Here is a 12254-nt window from a genome sequence, read left to right as displayed (position 1 = left end):
AAGGGTATTTCCGATGAATCTCACAAACGTTGTGCTGCTCACCGCCATTGTTCTATCGACCACAGCCTGCGGCACAATCGATACGCTGGCGCGTGAAGACGCGGTCACCCGCCAGAAGCTCAAGGCGCTGGGTAGCTACTGTGAAAGCGTGCCGCGTATCTACAGTGGCGTGGCCTACGATTTTTGTTCACTGAATGGCGAGCCCAACCGCGACAAGAGCCTGGAAACCCAACCGGCCGGTGCGGTGCCATGGATTGCGCTTGATTTCGCACTGTCCGGCATTCTCGATACTTTAGTGCTGCCCTACACGATCTATCGGCAAAGTCGCGATGGTAGTATCGAAATCTCCCGCTAACCCCCCGCGTCAACCTTGCCGCTTGCAGCTAGAGGCTTGCCGCTGCTTTTAAGCTATAATCCCGCCCTTTAGCTGTTTCTCGCCCAGGCGGGAGGCACACTTTTTTCAGGCGCCACGCGCCTGCATGCAGACTAAAAGAGGCTAGACCCCAGTGGCATTGACGATTCTTGGCCTGTCCGGCGCCCTTAGCCATGATCCTTCCGCAGCCCTGTATATCGACGGCAAGCTGATTGCGGCCGCCGAAGAAGAGCGCTTCGTACGCGACAAACATGCAAAGAACCGCATGCCCTATGAGTCGGCGAAGTTCTGCCTGGAACAAGCCGGTATCAAGCCTTCCGACGTTGATGTGGTAGCGATTCCGTTCGCGCCGATCAGCCTGTTCGGTGAAGCGCGCTGGCACTACGCCAAGCGTTACTGGTACGCCCCGGATCGCGCCCTCGACGCAATCCTGATGGGCAACCGTCGCTACAAGCGCTATCGCAACAAGATTGTCTGGTGCCTGGAGCAATTGGGCTTTGATCCGAAGAAGATCAAGATCGAACCGGTCGAGCACCATTTGGCCCACGCCTCCAGCGCTTATCACTGCTCCGGCTTCCAGGAGAAGACCGCGATCCTCGGGATCGATGGCAAGGGTGAATACGCCACGACTTTCTTCGGCTACGGCGAAAACGGCAAGATCCACAAGATCAAGGAATTCTACGATCCGGACTCCCTCGGCGGCCTGTACGGCGCGATCACCGAGTTCCTCGGTTTCGAGATGCTCGACGGTGAGTTCAAGGTCATGGGCATGGCGCCGTACGGCGATGCCAGCAAGTACGATTTTTCGCGCCTGGCGTCCTTTGAAAACGGCGAGCTGGTGATCAATACCGATTACGCCAACGTCATTGGCCTGCGTCGCTACAAAGAGAAGGGCAAGGGCTTCTACTTCTCGCCCAAGCTGATCGAATGGTTGGGTCCCAAGCGCGAAGGCGACATCGCCGACGAACCGTACATCCACTACGCGGCCAGCATGCAGGCGCTGTTCGAGAAGCTGGCATTGCAGATGATCGACCATTACCTGGGCGACATTCTCAAGGACACCGGCAAGTTGGCCTTCGCCGGTGGCTGCGCGCTGAACGTCAAGCTGAACCAGAAAATCATTGCGCGTGACGACGTCAAGGAGCTGTTCGTGCAGCCGGCTTCCGGCGACGCCGGTACCGCTGTCGGTGCCGCGGCCTATGTGTCCCACGCCCGTGGCGTACCGGTAGAGAAGATGGAACACGTCTATCTCGGCCCGTCCTACAGCAACGAAGACGTCATCGCGGCGTGCGCCAAGCACCCGAGCAAGCCGGCCTGGCGCCAGATCGAAAACATGCCCAAGCGTATCGCCAAGATCATGGTCGACGGCAACCCGGTGGCCTGGTTCCAGGGCCGCATGGAGTTTGGCCCGCGTGCCTTGGGCGGTCGTTCGATCATCGGTTGCCCGAGCGCGACTGGCGTGGCTGACCGTATCAACCACCAGATCAAGTTCCGCGAGCGCTGGAGGCCTTTCTGCCCGTCGATGCTCGACACCGTGGCACCGCAGATGATCAAGGTCGATCACCCCGCGCCCTTCATGACCTTCACCTTTGAAGTGTCGGAAGAATGGAAGACCCGCGTGCCGGAAGTGGTGCATGAAGATGGCACCTCCCGCGCCCAGGTGCTCAAGCGCGAATACAACCCGCGCTACTACGACATGATGAAAGAGCTGGAAGTGCTGACCGGTAACGGTGTGTCGCTGAACACCTCGCTCAACCGTCGTGGCGAAGCGATGATCTGCTCGCCGACCGATGCGCTGAACATGTTCTTCGGTTCCGACCTGCAGTACCTGATCATGGAAGACATCCTCGTGGTCAAGGACGGCGTGGACCCTTATGACGCCGTGGTCTAAATGCTGAACCACTTCCAGGGCTGGCGTGAACGGGGCTGGACGCCTGTCGAACCCGAGGTTTACGCCCAGGCCTGGCAGCGTTTTGGTGGCAGCGTGGCGACGCATCCGCAGATCGTCGAGCGGCTGGCGCACCTGGCGCAGATTCCGGTGCGTTATCTGGGCTGGGAGCAGGACGGCGAACTCAAGGGTGCGATTGCCACGTGGGGGCGCGACCTGGCCTTGTCCAAGGAGGTGCTCAAGCGCAAGGGCAAGAAAGGTCTGTTTGACCTCGGTAATGCCGAGATCATCCTGCCGATTGCCGCCGATGCGCGGTTGCCGTTGCGCCATCGCGCGCGGTACCTGTCGGTCCTGAATGAAGGCCGTGTCAGTACCCTCAAGCCCCAGGCCGAGCAATTGGCCATGGCGCGTACGCCTGAAGAACTGTCGAAAAAGTTTCGCTACAACCAGCGCCGTGAATTGCGCTTGCTGGAAGAGGCGGGCGGCGTGGTGCGAGCGGTGAGCGAGTTTTCCAGTGTCGAGCTGGCGGCGATCTACTGCGACCTGTTTCAGCGCCGCTGGGGCTTTGCGGCAGCGGGCGCCGAGCGTCTGGCTGAAGTATTGGAGCTGCTCAAGGAGTTTCTTTTCGGTTCAGTGCTGTTTCTCAATGACGCTCCGATCGCCGTGCAACTGGTGTATCAGGTGCAGGCGCCGGAATGGGTCAGCGCCGAATACGTCAACGGTGGCGTTGATCCCGAGACCCGAGCGTTCAGCCCCGGCAGCGTACTGAGCTTTCTCAATACCCAAAGTGCCTGGGAACAGGCGCGGGCCAGCGACAAGCCATTGCGTTTCTCCTTCGGTCGCGCCGATCGCGAATATAAAGAACGTTGGTGCAACCCGGTGCCGGTGTTCAGCGTATGAGTCGCAAGCAGCAATTGCTCAAGCGCCATCGGCGCAACAAACGCGTTGCGTTGCTGGTCGGCCTGTTGGTGCTGATGGCTGCAGGCGTACTGGTGGCCTGGTGGCTGCCGCTGATTCTGGCGGTGCTGTTGTGGGTCGCCCATGAAGCCTGGTTTGCCGATCACCTGTTCTACTCCCCCAGTGATGACTATCAATACGCCTTTCCTGCCGATAGCGAGCAGCCGGGCGTGCGTCTGGAGGCGGGTCGAGTGTTGCTGGATGCACCCTTGACGCTGGCGGGCGATGAAACACTGATCCTCGGTATCGAACTCAAAAGCTCGTGGCTCGGGCGCTTGCTCGACCCAGCAGTGGAAGTGCTCGGTGTGGAAGCGCCGGATCAACAAGTCTTCGAGCGGGGTGTTGCAGGGCGCCGCTATCTCAACCTGACGGGCGCCGCTCAGGTGCTGGCCGCTGGCGAGCTGCGCTTGCGTGGTCGTTTTTGTCGAATCAAAGGCCAGCCGAGGTTGTGGCTGTTTCGCCAGCCGGATTACCGTCAGCAGCGGGTCATGGTGATTGCGCCCCATGCCGACGATGCTGAGCTGGCTGCCTTCAGCCTGTACAGCCAGGCCGTGGAAAGCTGGGTGGTTACCCTGACCGCTGGCGAAATCGAAGCCGAGCACTATCAGCGGATGGGCCTGCCCAAGGCGGATGCCGCGCGTCTCAAGGGTCGCCTGCGTTCCTGGGACAGCGTGGTCGTGCCGCGTTGGGCTGGTGTGCCCGAGGCGCAGTGCGTGCAACTGGGCTACTTCTGCATGCAGCTGCCAGCGATGCAGAACGCGCCGCAGCAGCCTCAGGTCTCCCGCGAAGCGCAACTGGACGACACGCGACTGTTCCGTCAATTCAACACGCTGGTGCTGCCGGGCGATGCCGATGGCGCACCGACCTGGAGCAACCTGATTGCCGACCTGCGGGCCTTGCTGCTCAAGGCACGCCCGCAGGTCGTGGTGTTGCCGACGCCGCTGCTCGATCCGCACCCGGATCACATCTGCGCCCACGCGGCGCTCCTTGAAGCCTTGCAGGGTTTGGCGTGGCAGCCGGACACGTTGCTCGGCTACGCCAATCACCTGCATGATAACGACCGCTGGCCCATGGGCGATTCAGGCAACGGGGTCGCGCTGCCGCCACGCTTTGATGCGACGCTTGAGCTCGTGCCCTGCAGTCTTCAGCTGTCGCGGAGCCAGCAGCAGGACAAGGCCATGGCCCTCGGTATGATGCATGATCTGCAGCCGCGCGCGCCGTTCAAGCGCCGAATGCGCCGCCGGTTGCAGCAATGGCTGGCGGGCCGTGGTCCATCGCCTTACGGAGAGAATGAGTTCTTCCGCAAGGCTGTGCGTCGTCATGAATTGCTGTGGGTCCTGAAGCAGGACTGAGACCTTTTCGAGGGCGAGTGCCGCGGTGCTTGCCGAACCCTTTTTCGCCGGGCCGCGTGCCCGCAGCCCGATTGCAGCATGGAGAGTTATGAAGCCGCGTTTCAAGGTTTTGCAGTTACAGCCGGACTACAACGTCAAGAAACACGACTTCGCCGACTTGGGCGAGCAGATCGTCAAGTCGTTGCCGGTGGAGCGTTTCGAGGTGACATCGGGCTTCCTCAGTGGCCGTCCGCTGCCTGGCCAGCCGTTGAGCGTGGCTGAACACTCGCACTATTTCGAGCTGCCAGAGAAGTCGCTCAAGGGCATCCGCTTCGGCGCGATGTGGCAGATCTACAAGTATTGCCGCGAGCAGAAATTCGATGTGGTCATCTGTAACCGCTTCAAGTCGGTGAATATGCTGCTGTCCCTTAACCGCTGGCTGAAGATCCCGCTGTGCGTGGGCATCTCCCATGGTTTTGGCGAGTATGCCCGTGGCTATCGCCGGCGTCAGACCCAGCGTTGGGTCAGCCCGGCGTGGCGGTTTGTCGGGGTCTCGGAGGCGGTCAAGGACTACCTGGTGGACCTCAATTGCGGATTCACCCGTGACAACACCACCTACGTCACCAACGCGATCGACATCCCGCAGGCCGAAGCGTTGCAGTTGCCGCGCGATGAAGCACGCCAGGCGCTGGGCCTGCCGCTGGATGCGCGGATGATCGGGGCGCTGGGGCGCCTGGTACCGATCAAGGGGCATACGCATTTGCTGCAAGCCTTTGCCACCCTCAAGGACAAATACCCCGAAGCCCAGGTGGGCATCATCGGGTCCGGCCGTGCCGAGGCTGACCTGCGTGCCGACATCGAGCGCCTCGGCCTGACCGGCCGCGCGCACCTGCTGGGGTTTCGTGAAGACGGCATGCAGTATGTGCGCGGCTTCGATATCTGGACCATGCCTTCGCTGTTCGAAGGCCTGGGCCTGGCGCTACTGGAAGGCATGAGCGGGCATTTGCCGGTGATCGCGTCCAACGGCCCGGCCATGTTGCCGTTGGTGGAGGGGGCTGGCGGCCTGTCCCATGATCCGGGCAATGTCGAGCAACTGGCGGCGGCCTTGGACACTTATCTGGCCATGAGCGACGAGCAGTTGCGAACCAAGGGCGAGCAAGTGTTCCGCTATCTGGAAGAAAACCACACCCTGGACGAGTTTCGGAAAAAGTACCTGGACCTGATTGAAACCGGTCTGCGTGAAGTAGGTAGAGCATGAGTCAGCCACAACCCCTGGTCACGGTGATCATCGCGTCCTATAACCACGGCCCGTATATCGAGCAAAGCATCCTCAGTGTGCTGGAGCAGACGTATCCGAACATCGAGCTACTGGTGATCGACGATGGCTCCAAGGACGACAGTGTCGAGCGCATCCAGCGTTTGCAGGCCGAGCACGGTTTTGATTTCCAGGTGCAGCAGAATCAGGGCCTGACCAACACCCTTAACGGGGCGATTGCCCGGGCCAAGGGCCGTTTGATCGCGCCCTTCGGCTCCGACGACATCATGCTGCCCGAGCGCATTGCGACTCAGGTTGCCTATCTGGAAGACAAGCCGAAGGTCGGTATCTGCGCCGGCAACATCGAGCTGATCGATGGTGACGGCCAGCCTTATCCAGAAAAGAAACAGCGTCGCGACCTGCCGTTCCGCAGTCTGGATTTTGATGACCTGTTCCTGGACCGCAAGCCGTTTCCGCCGGCACCGACCCTGATGATCCGCCGTGAGGCGCTGGAGGAAGTCGGTGGCTTCGACCCGCAGATCCCGCTGGAAGACCTGCTGATCGAACTGAAGATCACCCACGCCGGCTACACCATCGACGTGTTGAATGTGGTGATGGCGCGCTATCGCCAGCACGCGACCAACACGTACAAGAACCATCGCTACATGATCCAGAACATTCTCAAGACGTATGCGCTGTTCAGCGATCATCCGTCCTATGACGCGGTGCGCTACAACTTCCTCAACTCGATGTTCCTCAAGACCGCCGACCGCGACCGGGCGCTGGCGCGGGAGATCCTCAAGCAGATCCCGTTGAAGTTCTGGGGGCGCAAGACCTTGCGCGGGTTGCAGCGCTTATACCTGGCGCCGCTCAGAAGCTGAGTCCGCAGGCTGGGGAAAGTGATGAAAAAGGCGACTGTCACGCGGTGATAGTCGCCTTTTTTATCAGGTGGCCGGCCGTGCGAAGGTCAGCACCTGCTCACGGATCTTCGCCGTGGCACGTGGGCTGGCGACCGACGCGTAGCCCTTGGCCAGTTGCTCGAAATGCGCTTCGAACAACCAATTGCGGTCTTGCGGGTAGCGTTGCATGTGCCGCAGGTTGCGTTGGCGCAGGCTATTGCTCAGGGCGGACGGCAGAATACGCATGTCGGCCAGGTCAATCAGGCCGAACTCGCCGTCGTCCATCAACAGCACGTTGCCCAGGTGCAGGGAGCGGAAGTACACGCCGCGTTCGTGCAGCTGCGCCATGAACCGTCCGAAACGCTCGATCAGCGATTCGCGCAGGCTGCTGTCCAGGCTTTGCAAGGCCTGGCGCAAAGTCAGGCCCGGCAGCGGCTGATAAGTGACCACGCTGCTGCCGTCTTTCAGGCGATACAGGTTGAGGATCTCCGGGCTGGGAATTCCCAACGTCCGCAGTCGCTCGCTATTGCTGGCAAAACGTTCGGAGTACGGGTTGAAGCTACCGGAGGTGTACCAGCGCCGTGGGCGGAAAATCTTCAGAAAACTGCCGTCTTCCAGGCGCAGGACTTTTGGGCCCAGGCCATCGGCTTCAATCACATGCGCGTTGCTGCACAGCTGTTCGAAGGACTCGGGCTTGAGGGTGTGCACCGGCATGCGCAACAGGCTGCGACGGCGCTGGGCGATGTTCAGGCCGGCGATCAGCGCCAAGGGGATCCACAGCAGGAACCAGTGCTCCTTGGGCCGCGAAAGAATGCCGCCGCCTTCGGTCAGGCCCGCGCCGATGCCATAAGCCAGCAGGCTCGAGGCCAGGATGAACAGGGGTTGGGCGCGCTGCTTGAAGCTTGTATAGAGGCCCCAGCCGAGCATGAAAATCCACGGAATGAAGCCGATGATGCCGACGTAATAAAGTGCACCCAGGGCGAAACTGTGGGGTTCGCGCAGCTGTTTGCCATTAGCGAGCTTCAGGTACAGCTCGGAATCATAGCTGTGACCAATCCAGGGGTGCTCCGCAATCCGCTGCAGGGTCATGCTCCACAATTCAAAACGGAAAGAAGAGCCGCGCTGGGTGATTTGTTCAGGCGCGATCAACACAATGCTCAGTGTGCCCAGAACCAATCCGCCAATCATCAGGGCCGATCGCCGATTACGAGCGACAAAGCTGAGCCAGAGCACGGCCAGCACCAGGGCCACCAACGGTGTTCTGGAACCGGTGGCCAACACCGCGGCAACCATGATTGCCAGCGCCGGGCCGGCGAGCCACAGCACTTGCAGGCGTTTGCTGGTGGCGCAGATATACAGCCAGTAGACACTGAAAAAACCAAACAGGTGCGAGCTGAGCAACGGGTTGTCCAGCGCGCCATGGCCGCCGATCATGCGCATGCCGGGCCTGAAACCCTTCATGAACGCTATCAGATTGAATGCACTGACAATCAACGCGATCAACGCCGCGCTGAAGAAGATCGGTTTGAACAGCTCATTGCGGTAATGCAGCAACAAGCCACAGCCGGCGAACAACATAAAGGTGTGCAGCGGCCGCTTGAACAGGTCGGTGTCCGGATGTTGCTCCGGGCTCCAGAACAGGCTGAACAGCGCCCATACCGAAAACAGCGCGAAGGCTATCGCCAGGGGTTCACGGAAAACCTGCTTGAGCTCGGGCGGGCGCAGGCACAGCAAGAGCAGCGTGGGGATGCTGAACAAACCGTAGTAGAACTTGTGCAGGATGTTTCGATTGCTGACAAAGAACAGGGCACTCAAGAGGAGGATCAAGCCAATAGGCAAAATCCACAGGCACAAGAAGTCAAATACGCGATTCGAGCCATAGGTGAGGCGCTTGGAGTGCATACAGAAAAGCCATTCCAGAATAGAAAGAAAGCCGACCCTCTTCAGGTGGTGGCTAAATAGTATCTCATGTCGAAGCCATACCGCCCACAGCGGATGTCGGGTGCAAGTACAACAGAGAAGCTGTGCTAAAGTCAGCCTCCTTTTTCAAAACCGCCGCGTGATATGACCGACTCCAGTCCGAGCGCAAGCCCTTCGAGCTTGAAAATATACTTCCGTCTGCTCAGCTACGTTAAGCCTTATGCCGGCTTGTTCGCACTGAGTATCCTCGGCTTTCTGATTTTCGCCTCGACCCAGCCGATGCTGGGGTACATCCTCAAGTACTTTGTCGACGGCCTGTCCAATCCCGAAGCGGTGCTGTTCCCCACCGTGCCGTACCTGCGCGACCTGCAACTGCTCCAGGCCGTGCCGCTGCTGATCATCCTGATCGCCGCCTGGCAAGGCCTGGGTTCATTCCTGGGTAACTACCTGCTGGCCAAGGTCTCCCTGGGCCTGGTCCACGACTTGCGGGTGCAGTTGTTCAACAATCTGTTGACCCTGCCCAATCGCTATTTCGACAATCACAACTCCGGGCATCTGATCTCGCGCATTACCTTCAACGTGACCATGGTCACGGGGGCGGCGACCGATGCGATCAAGGTGGTGATTCGCGAAGGCATGACGGTGATCTTCCTGTTTGCCTCGTTGTTGTACATGAACTGGCGCCTGACGTTGGTGATGATCGCCATCCTGCCGCTGATTGCGGTGATGGTCAGTACGGCGAGCAAGAAATTCCGCAAGCAGAGCAAGAAAATCCAGGTCGCCATGGGCGATGTCACCCACGTGGCCTCGGAGACTATCCAGGGCTATCGCGTGGTGCGCAGCTTTGGTGGCGAGGTCTACGAGCAGAAGCGTTTCCTCAAGGCCAGCCTGAGCAATACCAACAAGCAACTGCGCATGACCCGCACCGGGGCGATCTATACGCCGGCGCTGCAATTGGTGATCTACACCGCCATGGCCGTGCTGATGTTCCTGGTGCTGTATCTGCGTGGCGATGCGTCCGCCGGTGACATGGTGGCCTACATCACCCTGGCTGGCCTGTTGCCGAAGCCGATCCGGCAGTTGTCGGAAGTCAGCTCGACCATCCAGAAAGGCGTGGCCGGTGCCGAGAGCATTTTCGAGCAGTTGGACGAAGCCGTGGAAGTCGACCGTGGCACTGTCGAGCGCGATGCGGTGAATGGCCGCCTGGAAGTGCGCAACCTGAACTTCACGTATCCGGGTACCGATCGCCATGTCCTCAAGGACATCAGTTTTGTCGCCGAGCCGGGGCAGATGGTTGCCCTGGTCGGGCGCTCGGGCAGCGGCAAGTCGACCCTGGCGGGGTTGATTCCGCGCTTCTACCACCATGAAAGTGGCGAGATCCTGCTCGATGGCGTGGAAATCGAAGAGTATCGTCTGCTGAACCTGCGCAAGCACATCGCCCAGGTGACCCAGCATGTGACGTTGTTCAGCGACACCGTGACCAACAACATTGCCTACGGTGATCTGGCCGGCGCGCCTCGGGAAGCTGTTGAAGCGGCTGCCGCGGATGCTTATGCCAAGGACTTTATCGACCAGTTGCCCAAGGGGTTTGATACCCAGGTCGGTGAAAACGGTGTGTTGCTGTCGGGTGGCCAACGCCAGCGCCTGGCAATCGCCCGGGCCTTGCTCAAGAATGCGCCGGTGTTGATCCTTGACGAAGCGACCTCGGCCCTCGACACCGAGTCCGAGCGCCATATCCAGGCGGCCTTGGACAAGGTCATGCAGGGCCGAACCACGTTGGTGATCGCTCATCGCCTGTCGACCATTGAAAAGGCCGACCTGATTCTGGTGATGGACGATGGTCAGATTGTCGAGCGGGGCACCCACGGCGAACTGTTGGCGCTGAATGGCTACTATGCCCGTTTGCATGCCATGGGCCTGGACGCGCCGGTGACGGCTAACATCACCTGACGGTTCGAGCGCAGGGCGTGGACTCCGTCGTGGCGCATGCCGAGCAAGCGCAGATTGCGTGTCCCGTAGATACCGTCTTGAATCTTGCCCGGCCAAGTTCAAGACGGTATCTACGGGCGATCACGCTCAAGATCTCGATTGGGTATGCACGGTTTCCACGCATGTGCCCGCTGAAACATCTTCTCCTACACCCCGACAAGCCTTTGACAACCCTGTGCTAATATCGCGCCCCTGTTCATTTTGTATGTGGGTTGCTCCATGAAGTTGTCCATGCCGCGATTCGATCAAGCCCCTGTCTTGGTGGTCGGCGATGTCATGCTCGACCGTTACTGGCATGGCGGTACCTCACGGATTTCCCCTGAGGCACCGGTACCGGTAGTCAAGGTCGAGCAAATCGAAGACCGTCCAGGCGGCGCTGCCAACGTCGCCCTCAATATTGCCGCCCTCGGCGCCCCGGCCTCCCTGGTGGGGGTGACCGGTGACGATGAAGCCGCCGACAGCCTGGCCAACAGCCTGCAAGGTGCCGGCGTGCGTGCGTTGTTCCAGCGCATTGCCCATCAACCGACCACCGTCAAGCTACGCGTCATGAGTCGTCACCAGCAATTGCTGCGTATCGATTTTGAAGAACCCTCCGCCACTGACGCCCTGGCCCTCGGCCAACAGGTCGATGAGTTGCTGGAAGGCGTCAAGGTGCTGGTCCTGTCCGACTACGGCAAAGGCGCGCTGAAAAATCACCAGATGCTGATCCAGGCCGCCAAGGCCCGCGGCATTCCGGTGCTGGCCGATCCCAAGGGCAAGGACTTCTCGATTTATCGAGGGGCCAGCCTGATTACGCCTAATCTCAGTGAGTTTGAAGCCATTGTCGGTGGCTGCGCCGATGAGCACGATCTGGTGACCAGGGGCGCGAGTCTCATGGCAGACCTCGACCTCGGCGCCTTGCTGGTGACCCGCGGCGAGCACGGCATGACCTTGTTGCGTCCTGGTCATCCGGCCATGCACCTGCCGGCGCGGGCACGTGAAGTGTTCGACGTCACCGGTGCTGGCGACACGGTGATTTCCACCCTGGCCGCCGCTATCGCGGCGGGCGAGGAATTGCCTCACGCCGTGGCCCTGGCCAATCTGGCGGCGGGCATCGTGGTCGGCAAGCTGGGTACGGCCGCCATCAGCGCTCCTGAACTGCGTCGGGCGATCCAGCGTGAAGAAGGTTCGGAACGCGGTGTATTGAGCCTTGAGCAACTGCTGCTGGCGATTGATGATGCCCGCGCGCACAACGAGAGCATTGTCTTCACCAATGGTTGTTTCGACATCCTGCACGCGGGCCACGTGACCTACCTTGAGCAGGCGCGCGCCCAGGGTGATCGCTTGATCGTTGCGGTCAATGACGATGCGTCGGTCAGTCGCCTGAAAGGGCCGGGTCGCCCGATCAACAGTGTCGACCGGCGGATGGCGGTCCTGGCCGGTCTGGGGGCGGTGGACTGGGTGATCAGTTTTGCCGAGGCGACTCCGGAAAACCTGCTGGCGCACGTCAAGCCGGACGTGTTGGTCAAGGGCGGGGATTACTCGGTCGACCAGGTCGTCGGCGGTGATATCGTCAGCGCCTACGGTGGCAAGGTCAAAGTGCTGGGGTTGGTGGAAAACAGCTCGACCACGGCGATTGTGGAAAAAATCCGCAATCGTTGAG

At 60.4% G+C, this 12254-nt stretch carries 9 protein-coding genes; 8 read left to right on the top strand and 1 reads right to left on the bottom strand.

The window, feature by feature from the left end; translation table 11 throughout:
- Positions 1-13: 13 nt before the first annotated feature.
- From AC6CIA_RS09530 to AC6CIA_RS09505, 6 genes are all read left to right on the top strand, one after another.
- Positions 14-355, top strand: coding sequence for a YceK/YidQ family lipoprotein (locus tag AC6CIA_RS09530; RefSeq protein ID WP_498311657.1), 342 nt, complete (start codon positions 14-16; stop codon positions 353-355).
- A 151-nt stretch (positions 356-506) separates the two neighbouring features.
- Positions 507-2264: a carbamoyltransferase family protein gene (locus tag AC6CIA_RS09525; protein WP_084379691.1), complete on the top strand. Its 1758-nt coding sequence runs from the start codon at positions 507-509 to the stop codon at positions 2262-2264.
- Positions 2265-3161 (top strand): GNAT family N-acetyltransferase, encoded by an 897-nt coding sequence (locus AC6CIA_RS09520; RefSeq protein ID WP_498311656.1) that lies wholly within the window; start codon positions 2265-2267, stop codon positions 3159-3161.
- On the top strand, positions 3158-4570 hold the full coding sequence (locus tag AC6CIA_RS09515) for a PIG-L family deacetylase (protein WP_498311655.1): 1413 nt from the start codon (positions 3158-3160) through the stop codon (positions 4568-4570). The genes AC6CIA_RS09520 and AC6CIA_RS09515 overlap by 4 nt, the downstream gene beginning before the upstream one ends.
- Before the next feature lie 88 nt (positions 4571-4658).
- A complete protein-coding gene (locus tag AC6CIA_RS09510; protein WP_498311654.1) occupies positions 4659-5807 on the top strand; it encodes a glycosyltransferase family 4 protein in 1149 nt (382 codons plus the stop codon).
- The gene (locus AC6CIA_RS09505; protein ID WP_339532239.1) at positions 5804-6685 is read left to right on the top strand and encodes a glycosyltransferase; all 882 of its coding nucleotides are present in this window, start codon (positions 5804-5806) and stop codon (positions 6683-6685) included. The genes AC6CIA_RS09510 and AC6CIA_RS09505 overlap by 4 nt, the downstream gene beginning before the upstream one ends.
- A gap of 63 nt (positions 6686-6748) precedes the next feature.
- Here the strand turns inward: AC6CIA_RS09505 and AC6CIA_RS09500 are convergent, their stop codons facing one another.
- Positions 6749-8605: an O-antigen ligase family protein gene (locus AC6CIA_RS09500; protein WP_498311653.1), complete on the bottom strand. Its 1857-nt coding sequence runs from the start codon at positions 8603-8605 to the stop codon at positions 6749-6751.
- A gap of 162 nt (positions 8606-8767) precedes the next feature.
- Here AC6CIA_RS09500 and msbA point away from each other — a divergent pair, with 162 nt between their 5' ends.
- Both msbA and hldE read left to right on the top strand, forming a co-directional pair.
- The gene (gene msbA / locus AC6CIA_RS09495) at positions 8768-10573 is read left to right on the top strand and encodes a lipid A export permease/ATP-binding protein MsbA (protein ID WP_498311652.1); all 1806 of its coding nucleotides are present in this window, start codon (positions 8768-8770) and stop codon (positions 10571-10573) included.
- A 258-nt stretch (positions 10574-10831) separates the two neighbouring features.
- Positions 10832-12253 carry a bifunctional D-glycero-beta-D-manno-heptose-7-phosphate kinase/D-glycero-beta-D-manno-heptose 1-phosphate adenylyltransferase HldE gene (gene hldE, locus AC6CIA_RS09490; RefSeq protein ID WP_498311651.1) on the top strand — a complete coding sequence of 474 codons (1422 nt, stop codon included), beginning with the start codon at positions 10832-10834 and terminating at the stop codon, positions 12251-12253.
- Position 12254: the final 1 nt, after the last annotated feature.

This window comes from Pseudomonas sp. GQ91, assembly GCF_059758795.1.
This window is presented reverse-complemented; position numbering and strand designations above follow the sequence as displayed.

Bases quoted from the DNA above. Each gene is read 5' to 3' on its own strand.
- AC6CIA_RS09515 (WP_498311655.1), top strand. From the start codon at position 3,158: ATGAGTCGCAAGCAGCAATTGCTCAAGCGCCATCGGCGCAACAAACGC.
- AC6CIA_RS09505 (WP_339532239.1), top strand. From the start codon at position 5,804: ATGAGTCAGCCACAACCCCTGGTCACGGTGATCATCGCGTCCTATAAC.
- AC6CIA_RS09530 (WP_498311657.1), top strand. From the start codon at position 14: ATGAATCTCACAAACGTTGTGCTGCTCACCGCCATTGTTCTATCGACC.
- AC6CIA_RS09520 (WP_498311656.1), top strand. From the start codon at position 2,265: ATGCTGAACCACTTCCAGGGCTGGCGTGAACGGGGCTGGACGCCTGTC.
- msbA (WP_498311652.1), top strand. From the start codon at position 8,768: ATGACCGACTCCAGTCCGAGCGCAAGCCCTTCGAGCTTGAAAATATAC.
- hldE (WP_498311651.1), top strand. From the start codon at position 10,832: ATGAAGTTGTCCATGCCGCGATTCGATCAAGCCCCTGTCTTGGTGGTC.
- AC6CIA_RS09500 (WP_498311653.1), bottom strand. From the start codon at position 8,605: ATGCACTCCAAGCGCCTCACCTATGGCTCGAATCGCGTATTTGACTTC.
- AC6CIA_RS09510 (WP_498311654.1), top strand. From the start codon at position 4,659: ATGAAGCCGCGTTTCAAGGTTTTGCAGTTACAGCCGGACTACAACGTC.